This window comes from Erwinia sp. V71 (genome assembly GCF_965644245.1).
Classification (GTDB): domain Bacteria; phylum Pseudomonadota; class Gammaproteobacteria; order Enterobacterales; family Enterobacteriaceae; genus Erwinia.
This window is the reverse complement of record NZ_CBFFRK010000106.1, coordinates 1-14,839: the sequence shown is the minus strand read 5'-3', so window position 1 is coordinate 14,839 and position 14,839 is coordinate 1. Positions and strand designations below refer to the sequence as shown.

The following is a 14,839-nucleotide window of genomic DNA, read 5'->3' as shown; positions in this document are numbered from 1 at the left end:
GACAAACCACATCAATCTTTGCCATCAATCATCCAAAGGGCAAAGAGTACAACAACACTAAGTCTGCGTCACGACCAGATTTTCACCACGCTGGGTTTATGGCCGGAACACGCCACGCGTGATGGTTTTGTTAATGGCTGGAAAACCGGCACCGAATATAATTTCGGCCATTACATGATTAACACCTTCAAATATGTCATCCCGAAAGTGGTGCTGACGGTGATCTCCTCCACGGTGGTGGCGTATGGTTTCGCCCGCTTTGAGATCCCATGGAAAAAGTTCTGGTTCGCCACCCTGATTACCACCATGTTGCTGCCGAGCACTGTGCTGTTGATCCCGCAATACATCATGTTCCGTGAGATGGGCATGCTGAACAGCTATCTGCCGCTGTATCTGCCGCTGGCCTTCGCCACGCAGGGCTTCTTCGTATTTATGCTGATCCAGTTTTTACGCGGTGTGCCACGCGATATGGAAGAGGCGGCGCAAATCGATGGCTGTAACTCTTTTCAGGTGCTGTGGTACGTGGTGGTGCCGATCCTCAAACCGGCGATTATTTCCGTGGCACTGTTCCAGTTTATGTGGTCAATGAACGACTTTATCGGCCCGCTGATTTACGTCTACAGCGTGGATAAATACCCGATTGCGCTGGCGCTGAAAATGTCGATCGATGTCACCGAAGGCGCGCCGTGGAACGAAATCTTGGCGATGGCCAGCATCTCGATTATGCCGTCAATTATCGTTTTCTTCCTGTCCCAACGTTACTTCGTGCAGGGCGTCACCAGCAGTGGGGCGTCACCAGCAGTGGCATCAAAGGCTAACTAAGGAATTATCATGGCTGAAGTGATTTTTAATAAGTTGGGCAAAGTCTATTCCAACGGTTTTAAAGCCGTACACGGCATCGATTTAACCATTCATGATGGCGAGTTTATGGTGATTGTCGGCCCGTCCGGCTGTGCCAAATCCACCACCTTACGCATGCTGGCCGGGCTGGAGACCATTAGCGAGGGCGAAGTGCAAATTGGTGATCGGGTAGTGAATAACCTGGCGCCGAAAGCACGTGGCATCGCGATGGTGTTTCAGAACTACGCCCTGTATCCGCATATGACGGTACGGGAAAATCTGGCGTTTGGCCTGAAACTGAGCCGTCTGCCAAAACAGGAGATTGCTGCGCAGGTAGCCGAAGCAGCGAAAATTCTTGAACTGGAAGAATTGCTGGATCGGCTGCCGCGCCAGCTGTCGGGTGGCCAGGCGCAGCGCGTGGCAGTAGGGCGCGCCATCGTCAAGAAACCGGATGTGTTCCTGTTCGATGAACCGCTGTCGAACCTTGATGCCAAGCTGCGTGCATCGATGCGTATCCGTATCTCGGATCTGCATAAACATCTGAAAAGCAGCGGCAAGCCCGCCACAACGGTGTATGTGACCCATGACCAGACCGAAGCGATGACCATGGGCGACCGCATCTGCGTGATGAAACTCGGCCATATCATGCAGGTCGATACCCCCGACAACCTTTACCACTATCCGCAGAACATGTTCGTTGCCGGCTTTATCGGTTCACCGGAAATGAATATCAAACCCTGCCAGATCCGTGAGCACGAGGGCAAAACCTGGCTGCAGGTGGCGCAGTATGCGCTGGCATTGCCTGAAGAGAAGCAGCGCAAACTGGCCGCGTATCACGCTGAACCGGTGTTTTTCGGTATTCGTCCGGAGTTTATTCACCTCTCGCTGACGCCTTTTGCTGACAGTGACGCCTGCGGTGAGCTGATGAGGGTGGAGAACATGGGTCATGAATTCTTTATGTATATCAAAGTGGCCGATTTTGAACTGACCTGCCGCATGCCCTCGGATGAGGCGCGCCAGGTGATCGCCAACGGGCTGCATCAGACGGTTTATTTCCGCTTTGATATGGCGAAGTGCCATATTTTTGACGCAAAAACAGAAAAAAACATCTCCCTTTAACAGGAGCAGTACCTTATGAGAAAAGCAATCCGTAACACATTGATTGCCTCTGCACTGACAGCGATAACCTGTCAGGCGGTTGCTGAGGAACAGGTTAATCTGCGTATGTCGTGGTGGGGTGGCAATGGCCGTCACCAGGTGACATTAAAAGCGCTGGAAGAATTTCATCAGTTGCACCCGAATATCACCGTTAAAGCGGAATATACCGGCTGGGATGGCCATCTGTCGCGCCTGACCACGCAGATTGCCGGGAATACCGAACCGGATGTGATGCAGACCAACTGGAACTGGCTGCCAATATTTTCTAAAGATGGCGGTGGTTTCTATGATCTGTATAAAGAGAAAGATCAGCTGGATCTCAGTCAGTTTGACCCGAAAGAGCTGCAGCAAACCACTGTTAACGGCAAACTGAACGGTATTCCGATTTCGGTGACGGCGCGCGTATTCTATTTTAACGACCAGACCTGGGCGCGTTCCGGGTTAAGTTATCCCAAAAACTGGGATGAGCTGATTGCGGCAGGTAAGGTGTTTAAAGAGAAACTGGGCGATCAGTATTACCCGATTATTCTCGAACATCAGGATACCTTTGCTCTGTTACGTTCGTATATGACGCAAAAATACAATGTGCAGATTATCGATGAAGCCAGTAAAAAATTCGCCTATAGCGAACAGCAATGGCTGGAGTTATTCACACTGTATAAAACCCTGGTCGACAGCCATGTTATCCCGTCACCGAAATATTTTGCTTCGTTCGGTAAAAGCAATATGTATGAGATGAAACCGTGGATTAATGGCGAATGGGCGGGGACGTATATGTGGAACTCCACCATTACCAAATATTCCGACAATCTGGTTAAACCGGCCAAACTGGTGCTGGGGCCTTATCCGATGCTGGCCGAAGCCAAAGATGCCGGGCTGTTCTTTAAACCGGCGCAAATGTTGTCGATAGGCAAGAATACGAAGCACCCGCATGAAAGCGCCATGCTGATTAACTTCCTGCTGAACAGCAAACAGGGCGTAGAGGCGCTGGGGCTGGAGCGTGGCGTACCGCTCAGTGCGGCGGCAGTGAAGCAGTTGCGAGAAAGTGGTGTGATCAATGACAACGATCCGGCGGTTGCGGGGTTAAGTCAGGCACTCAGTTTGCCACACGAAATGAAAACCTCGCCTTATTTTGACGACCCGCAGATTGTGGCGTTATTTGGCGATGCCATTCAGTCGATTGACTATGGACATAAAACCGTTGCTGAAGCAGCGAAATATTTTAATCAACAGGGAGACAGAATACTGAGAAGAGCGATGCGTTAACAGGATAGCATAATAGTAAAGTCCGTTTTTCAGCAAACAAGACAGAAAGATATATTCATTAAATAAAGAATAAGGTCACCAGATTAAATGGTGACCAGGGAAGCTTATTGTTTTTTCACCGATTAATAACTCTGGAATAGTATTATGAAAACAAGATTGACTCTGTTGGCCATTGGCTGCGCATTAAGCTTTAGTGCAGCCGCAACTACGATTGATTATCGACATGAGATGAAAGATACCGGTGGCGCCGATCATAAAGATCGTTTAGTCATTTCCAACCGTTTTGCCAATGGTTTCGGTTTATCGCTCGAAGGTAAATGGGGGCAGCACAGTGCTGATGGTACGCCGAATAAGCCTTACCATGAGCAGGTGAGTAACGGTACGGAAGTGGTTGCCAGCTACGTCTATAAATTCAATAAAACGTTCCAGCTGGAGCCGGGATTCTCACTGGAATCCTCATCGGACTCGAATAACTATCGCCCTTATCTGCGTGGCAAAGTGAACTTCACCGATGACCTGTCGGCATCGCTGCGTTATCGCCCATATTTCAAACGTAACCAGCCGAATGAAACCAAAACCGATGAGAAAGGGCATACCCTGACCATGGTGCTGGGTTATAACTTCCTCGAACGCTACAGCATCGAATATGAGCTGGAGTATAAAAAATCGGAAGACGTCGTCCTGGCTGACAATGAAAAATACGACTGGTCGCACGATGTGAAACTGGCTTACAAGTGGGACAACAACTGGAAGCCGTATATTCAGCTGGGTAATGTCGCCGGTAGCAGTTCGACCGATGAACGGCAGACGCGTTATCGTGTTGGTATTCAGTACAGCTTTTAGCGGAAAAACGACGCCCGGGGATGTCACTGCCGGGCGTCGGATGTGTTACAGTCGCCGCTGGTTGCTGGCATCAAACAGCATCGCCCGCGGCGCATCTGGCGTGACACCGATAACGTCACCCGGCTGTGCACCGGAACGGCGGGTGCTGTAGATCATCAGATTATGCCCAAACAGGCTGCCATGAATGAGCTCGGACAAGCCGGTTGGTTCAATCAGCGACACCGTAAACGGCAATGCCGCATCATCCCCGCTTTCCGCCAGCGCAATATTTTCCGGGCGGATACCGTAAATCACCTCACGTCCTTGTAACGCACTGCTCCAGCCTGGATTCGCAGGCAGGCACTGCTGTGCACCCACGTCGACACCTGCCGCCGTGACCCGTCCCGGGATAAAATTCATCGCCGGGGAGCCAATAAAGCTGGCGACAAACTGATTGGCAGGCGTGTCATACAGCTCCAGTGGCGTGCCGACCTGCTGGATCACGCCATGGTTCAGCACCACAATGCGGTCCGCCAGCGTCATCGCTTCCACCTGATCGTGGGTGACGTAGACAATGGTGTTATTCATCTGCTGGTGCAGTTTCTTGATTTCCACCCGCATCTGGCCGCGCAGCTGCGCATCCAGATTCGACAGAGGTTCATCAAACAGGAACACCTGCGGCTGACGCACGATAGCGCGTCCCATCGCCACGCGCTGGCGCTGGCCGCCGGACAGTTCTTTAGGCCGCCGATCCAGCAAATGGCTGAGGCTGAGGATCTGCGCCGCCCGTTTTACTTTCTCTTCAATTTCGGCTTTCGGCCGCTTCTGCACTTCAAGGCTGAACCCCATATTGCGGGCGACAGTGAGGTGGGGATAGAGCGCATAGCTCTGGAACACCATCGAGATATCGCGATCGCGTGGCGCAACGTCATTCATCAGACGTTCACCAATATGAATATCGCCTGCGCTGGCCAGCTCCAGCCCGGCGATGGTGCGCAGCAGGGTTGATTTTCCGCACCCCGACGGGCCGACCAGCACGACAAATTCGCCGTCCTGAATGGTCAGGTTGATATCACGTAACACCTCGACATTGCCGTAGCGTTTTTCAATCTGAGACAGGGCAATCTGAGCCATAGCGTTATCCTTTTACCGCGCCCGCAGTCAGCCCCTGGATCAGGTACCGCTGAATAAAGGCAAAGAACAGACAGGCAGGAATCAGCGCCAGCACCGCGGCGGCCATCATCTCACCCCATGAAACTGCAAATTTGGAGACAAAACTGAGCAGGCCGACCGGGAACGTCATCACGTCGTTCTTATTGATGAGCATCAGCGAGAACAGCAGTTCACTCCATGCAGCGGTAAACACAAAGCCCAGAGTGGCCGCCATGCCCGGCAGAGTGAGCGGCATCAGCACCCGGCACAGCGCCTGACAACGGGTGCAGCCTTCCAGCATCGCCGACTCTTCCAGATCTTTCGGAATCGCATCGAAAAATGACTGCATCAGAAAGGTGGCGAACGGCACGTTAAAGGCGGTGTAAATCAGGATCAGCCCGCTGAGACTGTTGGTCAGTCCCAGCGGCGCCATCACTTTATAAATCGGCGCAATAATCATCACCAGCGGGAACATCTGGGTAAACAGCAGCAGCGCGGCGATGGTCATCTTGCCGCGAAAACGGAAGCGCGAGAACGCGTAACCCGCAGCTGCCGCAATCAGGGTGGTGAGTGCGGCGGTGGCGAAAGAGACCGTCAGGCTGTTAAAAAAGAAGGTCGGAAAATCACTGTCCACCATCACTTTTTTAAAGTGGCCGAACGTCAGGCCGGCGGGCAACAGCGTTACGCCGTTGCTGAACAGTTGCGCGTCAGGTGTCAGCGAAATTTTAATAATCCAGTAGAGCGGAAACAGCGCGAACAGCAGATACGCTGCCAGACAGAGGCGATGTCCCAGTGCGGAAAGTCGTCGCATAGTGGCTCCTTATTTCAGCAGCTGATGGCGGATGCGCAGCAGCACCAGCGCATAACAGGTCATCAGTACCAGCAGAAACACCGCCATCGCCGAGGCATAGCCAAAATCAAGCTTGCGGTAGGCGGTGGTAAAGATGTAGCTGGATAAAATAGAGGTGGACCCCGCCGGACCGCCATCGGTCATCACCACAATCAGATCGGCAAAGTTGGCAATCCAGATGGTGCGCAGCATCACAGTGATGGCAATCATCGGCGCGAGAAACGGCAGGGTGACACGTTTAAACTGCTGCCAGCCGCTGGCACCATCCATAGCGGCCGCTTCATACAGATCTTTCGGGATGGACTGTAACGCCGCCAGTAAGGTGATGGCGAAAAATGGAATGCCAAACCAGACATTGGCGATCACCGGCCCCCACATTGCCAGCTGCGGGTCAGCGAGAATATTATAGGGTTCACTCAGCAGTCCCAGCGCATACAGCCAGTGCGCCAGCGGCCCAATCACCGGATTAAACAACCACGACCAGGTTAAGCCGGAGAGAAATGCCGGTACTGCCCAGGGCAGAAACACCAGCGCCTGCACCCAGCGGCGAAAGCGAAACTCGCGATTCAGCAGTAACGCCAGCCCAAGACCGAGAAAGAACTGTAACAGCAGAGAACTCAGGGTCCAGTTCAGGGTATGACCCAGCGCTTTGAAAAAGCGCCGATCATCAAACATTTCAGTAAAGTTATCCCAGCCCACCCAGCCGCCCCCCATCGGGTTGAGCAACTGCAGATTCTGGAAGGCATACGAGATACCAATCAGCATCGGCACAAAGATAAACAGGGCGATCAACACCAGCGTGGGGGTCAGATACAGCCAGGGTTCCGCCAGCAGACGCAACCGGGCAGTCCCCGTGCTGCGTCGTGACGGGATCAGGGGTGTTTCCAGCATCATAGTGACTCTCCGCTCGTTGCTGTTTACTGGGTTGCCAGCCAGGCTTTCTGCTCTTTGCTCAGATACTTCGCCCAGTCCTCGACCATACTGGCACTGTCGTTCTCGCCCAGTAACGTTTCCTGGCTGCTCTCCTTGACGATGACTGAGTTAAAGTAGCCCCAGCCTTTCAGGTGTGTCGGCATCGTCAGCGGGATATAGCTGGCATCATTCAACTCGGTAAACCAGCCGGAGAATTGCGGTGTTTTATAGAACGGATCCTGTTCAGCGCCTTTATAAATCGGCAGGGTGCCGACAAATTTCGCCCATTCAAGGTTATTGGCCTTGTTGCTGAGGAACTCGATAAGCTGCCACGACTGATCTTTCTGTTTCGCCTGGCTGAAAATCGCCCAGCCGGTGTAGCCAATGGTCGGGAAGGCTTTGCCAGACGGTCCGACCGGCATCGGCGCGACAGCAAAATCGTCCGCCGCCATGCTGTTTTTAATCGCGATCAGCGCGTCCGGGTCCTGATCGAGCATGGCGCATTTACCGGAATAGAAGCCGGAGACAATTTCGTTAAAGCCCCAGTTAACGCTGTCTTTCGGTGCCGCGCCCTGCTGATACATATCGACCAGCAGCTGCGCGCCTTTCAGCGCGCCAGGCTGGGTGAGGGTGCTGTTGCCTTGTTTGTCGAAGAATTCCGCTGAGCCGTTCATCGCTGCCATAAACATCAGCCAGGCGTTAGTACCGCCGACGCCGCCGCGCAGACAGTAGCCGCTGATGCCGTTACCGACCTGGCTGATTTTCTTCGCATCGCTGACAAACTCGTCCATGGTTTTTGGTGGTTCTGTCAGCCCGGCCTGCTGGAACAGCTTCTTATTCCAGAACAGGGCACGCAGATAAAAGCCGTAGGGCACCATGGTGGCTTTACCGTTGGCCGCGCGCGCCATTGCCAGCGTTTTATCGGTCATCTCTGGCGTTGCCGACCAGCTTTTCAGGCGCGGTTCCAGGTCTTCCAGCATATTGTTGCTGGCATACAACCCCTGCCAGGTGTCCGGCATTTCCACCACATCGGGCACCTGGCCACTTTGCAGCATGGTGCCCAGCTTCTCAAACGCCTGTCCCCACGGCAGGGAAATCACTTCGATCTCGGTATCCGGATGCTGAGATTTATATTCCGTCAGCATCTTCTGCAGCAGCTCGGTACGCGCCGGGCTGGTAATTACTTCAACCAGCGTCAGTTTGGTGGCAGCGAGCGTGTTCAGCGCCGCACTAAGTCCCAGAGCCAGTACCACGGCGTTTAAAGCAAATCGGTTTCGCATCGTCATTCCCCTGTTGGTGGTTAAGAAGGTAAGGCGGCGCTGATGGCCTGTTGCAGGTCGTGCCAGAGATCGTCGGTCTCTTCCAGCCCGACAGATATGCGGATCAGACGCGGTGAGACGCCAAAATCCACGGCGGAATTGAATTCACCCGCCTGATTAAGTACCGAGATCGCGGGCATCACCAGGCTTTCAAAGCCACCCCAGCTGACGCCCATATGGAACAGTTGCAGCGCATTGCAGAAGGACGGGATATCGACGTTCTCCGCCAGTTCGAAAGCAAACAGCCCGCTGTAACCGCGCAGCGTGGACCACGGCTGGGGGTTCAGTCCCGGATGACAAACGCCCATGATTTGCGGATGGGTTTGTAATCTCTCGGCCAGCGTCAGTGCGCTTTGGTGGTGCTGACGCATACGCAGCGGCAGGGTACGCAGACCACGCAGCAGCAGCCACGCCTCATGCGCAGAGAGCTTACCGCCAAGGAAAGGGCTGATATGACGCGCAATCTGGCTGATATAGTGCTGGCTGGCGATCACCAGACCGGCGACCACATCACTATGACCACTGATATATTTCGAAGCGGAGTGCACCACGATGTCGATGCCGCAGCTTAACGGTTTCTGGAACAGTGGCGAGGCCCAGCTGTTATCAATAATGGTGGTGACGCCAGCGTCGCGCGCCAGCGTAGCAAGGCGCGTCAGGTTCTGTTCACTCATCACCCAGCTGCCCGGGCTTTCCAGATACAGCAGGCGCGCGCCCGGCAGTTTTTCGGCAATCTCGTTTTCACTTTCGCCGTCGACAAACTCCGTGGTGATACCAAAACGCTGACAAAATCCGCGCAGGAAGCGATAGGTATCGGGATAGACATGCTTCACACACAGCACTTTATCCCCCGGACCGGCGACGCTCAGAATGGCATTGCTGATCGCCGCCATACCGCTGGAGAACGCCAGGCAGGCTTCGCCGCCTTCCAGTTGCGCCACTTTTTGTTGCAGCTCGCGCACCGTGGGGTTATCGACGCGTGAATAGAGCGGCTGGTCGCTGTCACCGCGAAAGCGCGCGATCATGCTGTCGTAGTCGGCAAACGTGAACAGCGACGACTGATATATCGGCGGGGAGACAGCACCTTTATCGTGGCGTGCGTCGTGAGTCAGCTCTGTCTGTTCATGCAAAGGTTTAGCGTACGGCATTAATGACATCCTTCATATCGCGTTCGGTAATATCGAGAATTTGATGGCATAACGTCCGCGCGGCTTGCGCATCGCGCTGGCGGATAGCATCAAACAGTTGGCGGTGTAACGGAAATGAGTCACTGAACAGCGCCTGTTCCGGCGGAGATTCAAAGAAAGCGTGCAGGCTGTCGTAGATGCCATTCAGCATCTGTAGCAGCAGCGGGTTATGGGCGGCACGGTAGATGCTGGAGTGAAACGCCCAGTCTTCCGCGCCGGCGCTGCCAATCGCGAGGTGTACCCGCTCCATCTCGATCAGACAGCGTTCGATATCTGCCAGATCGTCATGGCTGGCGCGTTGCGCCGCCAGCACACAGCATTCTGATTCAATAATGCGGCGCACTTCGAGTGCGTGCAGCATATTGGCGGAATCGTTCTTAAAGCGCAGTGACAGGAAGCTGTCGTTTTCGCCCAGCTCCACCTGCAGGAATGTGCCACTGCCTTTGCGGCGGGAAATGATACCCAGCGCCTCCCAGCGTTTCAGCGCCTCGCGCACCGTGTTACGGCTGACGCCCAGTTTTTCCGCCAGCTCGCGCTCCGGCGGCAGACGTGAACCCGGGCGCGCACCGCACTGCGCCATATAGCGGGTGAGTGCATCGAGCACCAGCACATCCGCTCGTGGTGTGGTAATGGGACTAAGCTCAGCCTGTGGCAACATCCCGCCTCCAAATTGGTCCAACAACCCAACCAAATGGATAGCAATGAATGTGCCAAAAGTTAATCTGTTGTTTTGGTTTGTTTTTTATGCGAAATGAGTGATGAGTGACAGCGCGCTGATGCACGGTGGTGCAAAATTGCACAGTGATAAGGCAGAGGGCAGCAAAGCAGAAAGTAAGGTAAGCAGGGTGATAGCATAATGTTGAGGCAATTCGTCTGGTTGTATTGCCTGGAAAATACAACATGAATGTCACAGACGCCTTTTCGTCCTGATTACGCTTAGCGGCTATGAATACATATATCGCAGATAACTTGATTTTAGATAAATAGTTGGCAGTATTAGGTTTGTTCACTTACAGGTTGCATTTAAATTTTCTCGCACAGTCAATTTACTGATGGAATAGTGTGTTAACGGTGGTGACATTTTACCTCCGTTACTATGTATTCTGTAAATAATATGTATTTTGGAAAATTATAAAGTTATAAAAAAGGATAAAAATGAAGCCAAAAGTTTTTATAGGTTCCTCTGTAGAAGGATTAAGCGTTGCCTATGCTATTCAGCAAAACCTGACGCGTGATGCCGAGCCAACAGTCTGGGATCAGGGGGTATTCGAACTCTCCAGAACGACAATAGAGTCTCTTACCGCCAGTCTGGATGCCTCTGATTTCGGCGTGTTTGTTTTTAGCCCTGATGACGTTGTCACAATGCGCGGCAAAGAAAACAACGCCGTAAGGGATAATTCCGATGAATTCCGATGGGTTGCGTTAGGAACGTCATGATATTCGCGTAACCTGTATCCATCCCGGGGTGGTGGAAAGCGAACTGGCATCGACGATTACGGATATACCGACCAAAGCGTATATGGACGACTGGCGGGCTATTGCGCTGCAACCGGATGCGATTGGTCGCGCTGTACGCTACGCCATTGAGCAGCCTGATGATGTCGATGTGAATGAAATCGTGGTACGGCCAACGAAGTCGGCGCACTGAAGACGATAATGGAGCAAAAAAGGCGGAAAAGCGCGAATAAAAAAGCCGGTAACATCACTGTTACCGGCTTTTTTGCACCATGCAGAGCAGGGCAGTATTATGCGTTCAGCAGCTGCTGTGCCGTTTTATCCACCAGAGCCAGCAGGACTTTGATATCGTCCAGGCTCACGGTTGGGTTCAGCAGCGTCAGTTTCAGGCAGGTCACACCGTTATGCTCGGTCACACCGACGTTAGCGCGGCCAGACTCCAGCAGTGCATCACCAATCTGCTGGTTGAACAGCGCGATAGCGTTTTCACCCTGCGCAGCCAGCTGCTGTGGACGGTAGCGGAACAGCACGCTTGCCAGCTGTGGCTTCATCACCAGCTCCAGCAGTGGCTGTTCAGTGACATACTGTGCCACGTCCTGCGCCAGCGTGACGCCATGATCGATGATCGCGGCATACTGCTGCTGACCCAGTGCTTCCAGGCTCATCCACAGTTTCAGTGCATCGAAACGGCGGGTGGTCTGCAGCGATTTTGACACCAGATTCGGTACGCCGTGGGCTTCATCGAACTCAGAGTTCAGGTAAGCCGCCTGATAGCGCATCAGCTCATAGTGGCGCGCTTCTTTCAGCAGGAACGCACCGCAGCTGATGGTCTGGAAGAACTGCTTATGGAAGTCCAGCGTCACGGAATCCGCTAACTCCAGGCCATCCAGGTAATCACGGTACTTCTCAGACATCAGCAGTGCGCCGCCCCAGGCTGCGTCAACGTGCATCCAGATCTGATGCTCTGCCGCCAGGGTAGCGATAGCACGCAGTGGGTCAATCGCGCCTGCGTCAGTGGTGCCTGCAGTGGCAACGATCGCCAGGATCTGTTCGCCGTTCGCTTTTGCCTGAGCCACTTTGGCAGCCAAATCGTTCACGTCCATACGCGCGAACTCATCGGTTTTCACCAGCGTTACGGACTGGTAACCCAGACCCATCAGCGCCATGTTTTTCTGCACAGAGAAGTGCGCATTTTCGGAACAGAAGACTTTAATCTTTCTCAGATCGCCAGTCAGACCATCCTGCTGCACAGAGTGACCCTGACGGGCGAAGAAGGCGTCACGCGCCAGCATCAGACCCATCAGGTTACTCTGGGTGCCGCCGCTGGTGAAGACACCAGCGTCGCCAGCCTGATAACCCACCTGAGCACGCAGCCATTCGATCAGTTTGATCTCAATGATGGTGGCAGAAGGGCTCTGATCCCACGAGTCCATGCTCTGGTTAGTGGCGTTAATCATCACCTCAGCAGCCTGGCTGACCACCAGGCTTGGGCAATGCAGATGCGCCACACACTGTGGGTGATGTACTGACAGACTGTCTTTTAAGAAGAACTCAACCGCACGCTCAATAGCGGCCTGGTTACCCAGGCCCTGCGGATTGAAATCCAGCGCGATACGCTCGCGCAGTTCTGCAACGGTTTTGCCCTGATACATCTCAGGTTGCTGCAGCCACTGCACAACCGCTTCGGTACTCTGCGTGATCGCCTGCTGGTACGCCTCAATGCTCTGCGCAGAGGCGGCCAGAATTGGATTTAACCGGGACATCAAATTCACTCCACTCAAACTGGCTTCACGCCAGCAGACAGCAGGGCGTTTTCAAATTTATCCAGGAAAATTTCCAGTTCAGCATTGCTGATCAGCAGTGATGGCAGCAGACGCAGTACCGCGCCGTGACGACCGCCACGCTCCAGAATCAGGCCAGCTTCGAAACATTTTTTCTGTACCAGTGCGGACAGTTCGCCATCGGCAGGGTAGCAACCCAGCTGATCCTGTGCTTCGTTCGGCTTAACCAGCTCGATACCGATCATCATACCCAGACCACGGATGTGACCAATTACCGGGTAACGCTGCTGCAGCTCAGCCAGTTTGCCTTTCAGCCATTCGCCTTGCTCAGCCACTTTCTCTGCAATGTTGTTCTCTTTCAGGAACTGCAGGGTGGTCAGGCCGGTTGCCATCGCCAGCTGGTTGCCGCGGAAGGTGCCGGTGTGGTGACCTGGTGCCCAGGCGTCGAATTTCTTCTTGATGCCCAGCACGGCCAGTGGCAGACCGCCGCCCACAGCTTTTGACATCACGATGATGTCTGGCTGAATGCCAGCGTGTTCGAAGGCGAAGAATTTACCGGTACGGGCAAAGCCAGCCTGTACTTCGTCGATGATCAGCAGAATGCCGTGCTCTTCGGTCACTTTACGGATGCGCTGCAACCACTCAGCCGGAGCCGGGTTAACACCACCTTCGCCCTGAACCGCTTCCAGGATAACCGCAGCCGGTTTACGCACGCCACTTTCGACGTCATTGATCAGGTTTTCGAAGTAGTAAGTCAGCGCTTTCACGCCCGCTTCACCGCCGATACCCAGCGGGCAACGGTACAGGTGCGGGTAAGGCATGAACTGCACTTCTGGCATCATACCGTTCACCGCTTCTTTCGGTGACAGGTTGCCGGTCACGGACAGTGCGCCGTGAGTCATACCGTGGTAACCGCCAGAGAAGGCGATTACGCCAGAACGACCGGTGTGTTTCTTCGCCAGTTTAATCGCAGCTTCAACGGCGTCAGCGCCGGAAGGGCCGGTAAACTGCAGGCAGTACTCTTTACCTTCGCCTGGCAGAACAGACAGCAGGTATTCGGAGAACTTGTCCTTTAACGGAGTCGTCAGATCAAGAGTATGTAACGGCAAGCCGCTGGTAATGACACTCTGGATGCTTTTCAGTACATCAGGATGGTTGTGGCCAAGCGCCAGCGTACCTGCGCCAGCAAGGCAGTCAAGATATTGATTATTCTCAACGTCAGTGATCCACACGCCTTCTGCTTTGGCGATCGCCAGCGGCAGTTTGCGCGGATAACTTCTTACATTCGATTCATATTCAGCCTGACGAGCCAAATACGCTTCATTGTTGCCATTTGATGTAATCGCATCTGCAGTATCAATACGGACTTTATCCGTCATCATATCTCTCCTACAACCAGGGTAGAGGAAACGCCCCAATTGAATAATTTGAATTAAGAAAGTAAGCGCTCTAAAAAAAGCGCGGCCAATATAGGGCTTTTTCGCTTTGTACTCAATCATTTATTTTGTTTAGTTTTGTTTATTTTTTCCGGAAAAAAGCAATATGTTGCTGATTTATTGACCAATAATGATTTTTACGCTGAGATCATGATCACATGAATTCTGTGTTACAGAATGGATCTAAATCGGGCGGTTAAGATGCGAGCAGTTTTCTGGCAGCGCTACGCGAAATCTGGCGGGTAATCCCCCTGTATGCAGGATAAAAATGGCATAGCGCGATCTTGAGAAAATAGTTGATTAAAATCAGTTGGTTATCGCTTTATCTGTCGGGGGCATGAATTTTGCTAAACGATCACCCTAAAAACCTGGTTATTCACGGCGCACGCGCGGGGCGGATTCTCCTCAGTATGACGGACAGTGAATCAGTCCATCAGCGATGGTGATGAAAGCCCGATATCTCAACATGAGATTAATCCTAAAAGGGTGAGGCAATCACAATTGATTTTAACAGCTTATATGAAAGTTGACTTTTAACCGGCGGCCAACCATAAAAAATCACTTTATGTTTATTAATATTAAGCTACGCGAATTCAGATAATAAGTGCAACGCTTGGTCATGTGGATGGAGGGACGGTTAGCTACCGATAAGCTATCCTGC

At 53.1% G+C, this 14,839-nt stretch carries 12 protein-coding genes and 2 pseudogenes; 6 read left to right on the top strand and 8 right to left on the bottom strand.

From position 1 onward, the window contains the following. The first annotated feature begins 18 nt into the window (after positions 1 to 18). The 4 genes from ACSZO1_RS17580 (at position 19) to ACSZO1_RS17565 (ending at position 4,107) form a co-directional block, all read left to right on the top strand. The gene (locus ACSZO1_RS17580; protein ID WP_437614909.1) at positions 19 to 822 is read left to right on the top strand and encodes a carbohydrate ABC transporter permease; all 804 of its coding nucleotides are present in this window, start codon (positions 19 to 21) and stop codon (positions 820 to 822) included. Between the two features lie 9 nt (positions 823 to 831). Continuing rightward, a complete protein-coding gene (locus ACSZO1_RS17575) occupies positions 832 to 1,959 on the top strand; it encodes an ABC transporter ATP-binding protein (protein ID WP_437614907.1) in 1,128 nt (375 codons plus the stop codon). Between the two features lie 15 nt (positions 1,960 to 1,974). Further along, entirely contained in the window at positions 1,975 to 3,264 is a 1,290-nt protein-coding gene (locus ACSZO1_RS17570) for an ABC transporter substrate-binding protein (RefSeq protein ID WP_437614906.1), read from the top strand. Positions 3,265 to 3,408: 144 nt separating this feature from the next. Beyond that, complete coding sequence (locus ACSZO1_RS17565) at positions 3,409 to 4,107, top strand: oligogalacturonate-specific porin KdgM family protein (RefSeq protein WP_437614904.1); 699 nt, start codon at positions 3,409 to 3,411, stop codon at positions 4,105 to 4,107. Between the two features lie 45 nt (positions 4,108 to 4,152). Here ACSZO1_RS17565 and ACSZO1_RS17560 read toward each other — a convergent pair whose 3' ends face one another. From ACSZO1_RS17560 to ACSZO1_RS17535, 6 genes are read right to left on the bottom strand one after another with little or no spacing between them, the layout of a single operon-like run. Beyond that, positions 4,153 to 5,220 (bottom strand): ABC transporter ATP-binding protein, encoded by a 1,068-nt coding sequence (locus ACSZO1_RS17560; RefSeq protein WP_437614901.1) that lies wholly within the window; start codon positions 5,218 to 5,220, stop codon positions 4,153 to 4,155. Positions 5,221 to 5,224: 4 nt separating this feature from the next. Beyond that, positions 5,225 to 6,049, bottom strand: a complete 825-nt coding sequence (locus ACSZO1_RS17555; RefSeq protein WP_437614899.1) for a carbohydrate ABC transporter permease — start codon at positions 6,047 to 6,049, stop codon at positions 5,225 to 5,227. Positions 6,050 to 6,058: 9 nt separating this feature from the next. Then, positions 6,059 to 6,982 carry a carbohydrate ABC transporter permease gene (locus ACSZO1_RS17550; RefSeq protein ID WP_437614897.1) on the bottom strand — a complete coding sequence of 308 codons (924 nt, stop codon included), beginning with the start codon at positions 6,980 to 6,982 and terminating at the stop codon, positions 6,059 to 6,061. A 23-nt stretch (positions 6,983 to 7,005) separates the two neighbouring features. Continuing rightward, positions 7,006 to 8,280: an ABC transporter substrate-binding protein gene (locus ACSZO1_RS17545; protein ID WP_437614895.1), complete on the bottom strand. Its 1,275-nt coding sequence runs from the start codon at positions 8,278 to 8,280 to the stop codon at positions 7,006 to 7,008. Positions 8,281 to 8,300: 20 nt separating this feature from the next. Continuing rightward, complete coding sequence (locus ACSZO1_RS17540; RefSeq protein WP_437614893.1) at positions 8,301 to 9,467, bottom strand: PLP-dependent transferase; 1,167 nt, start codon at positions 9,465 to 9,467, stop codon at positions 8,301 to 8,303. Further along, a complete protein-coding gene (locus tag ACSZO1_RS17535) occupies positions 9,454 to 10,164 on the bottom strand; it encodes a FadR/GntR family transcriptional regulator (protein WP_437614891.1) in 711 nt (236 codons plus the stop codon). Before ACSZO1_RS17535 ends, ACSZO1_RS17540 begins: the two co-directional genes overlap by 14 nt. Positions 10,165 to 10,661: 497 nt before the next feature. On the opposite strand from ACSZO1_RS17535, the pseudogene ACSZO1_RS17530 reads away from it, so the two are divergent. Then, a pseudogene (locus ACSZO1_RS17530) lies at positions 10,662 to 10,892 on the top strand (TIR domain-containing protein); the annotation flags it as partial. A gap of 22 nt (positions 10,893 to 10,914) precedes the next feature. Continuing rightward, positions 10,915 to 11,154, top strand: a pseudogene (locus tag ACSZO1_RS17525) (SDR family oxidoreductase); the annotation flags it as partial. 97 nt (positions 11,155 to 11,251) lie between these two features. On the opposite strand, the gene ACSZO1_RS17520 reads toward ACSZO1_RS17525, so the two are convergent. Continuing rightward, positions 11,252 to 12,724: a pyridoxal phosphate-dependent decarboxylase family protein gene (locus tag ACSZO1_RS17520; RefSeq protein WP_437614890.1), complete on the bottom strand. Its 1,473-nt coding sequence runs from the start codon at positions 12,722 to 12,724 to the stop codon at positions 11,252 to 11,254. 14 nt (positions 12,725 to 12,738) lie between these two features. Next, a complete protein-coding gene (locus ACSZO1_RS17515; RefSeq protein ID WP_437614888.1) occupies positions 12,739 to 14,124 on the bottom strand; it encodes a diaminobutyrate--2-oxoglutarate transaminase in 1,386 nt (461 codons plus the stop codon). Positions 14,125 to 14,839: the final 715 nt, after the last annotated feature.

Excerpts from the sequence above, each read along its gene's own strand:
- ACSZO1_RS17575 (WP_437614907.1), top strand. The coding sequence starts at position 832 with ATGGCTGAAGTGATTTTTAATAAGTTGGGCAAAGTCTATTCCAACGGT.
- ACSZO1_RS17570 (WP_437614906.1), top strand. The coding sequence starts at position 1,975 with ATGAGAAAAGCAATCCGTAACACATTGATTGCCTCTGCACTGACAGCG.
- ACSZO1_RS17565 (WP_437614904.1), top strand. The coding sequence starts at position 3,409 with ATGAAAACAAGATTGACTCTGTTGGCCATTGGCTGCGCATTAAGCTTT.
- ACSZO1_RS17560 (WP_437614901.1), bottom strand. The coding sequence starts at position 5,220 with ATGGCTCAGATTGCCCTGTCTCAGATTGAAAAACGCTACGGCAATGTC.
- ACSZO1_RS17555 (WP_437614899.1), bottom strand. The coding sequence starts at position 6,049 with ATGCGACGACTTTCCGCACTGGGACATCGCCTCTGTCTGGCAGCGTAT.
- ACSZO1_RS17550 (WP_437614897.1), bottom strand. The coding sequence starts at position 6,982 with ATGATGCTGGAAACACCCCTGATCCCGTCACGACGCAGCACGGGGACT.
- ACSZO1_RS17545 (WP_437614895.1), bottom strand. The coding sequence starts at position 8,280 with ATGCGAAACCGATTTGCTTTAAACGCCGTGGTACTGGCTCTGGGACTT.
- ACSZO1_RS17540 (WP_437614893.1), bottom strand. The coding sequence starts at position 9,467 with ATGCCGTACGCTAAACCTTTGCATGAACAGACAGAGCTGACTCACGAC.
- ACSZO1_RS17535 (WP_437614891.1), bottom strand. The coding sequence starts at position 10,164 with ATGTTGCCACAGGCTGAGCTTAGTCCCATTACCACACCACGAGCGGAT.
- ACSZO1_RS17520 (WP_437614890.1), bottom strand. The coding sequence starts at position 12,724 with ATGTCCCGGTTAAATCCAATTCTGGCCGCCTCTGCGCAGAGCATTGAG.
- ACSZO1_RS17515 (WP_437614888.1), bottom strand. The coding sequence starts at position 14,124 with ATGATGACGGATAAAGTCCGTATTGATACTGCAGATGCGATTACATCA.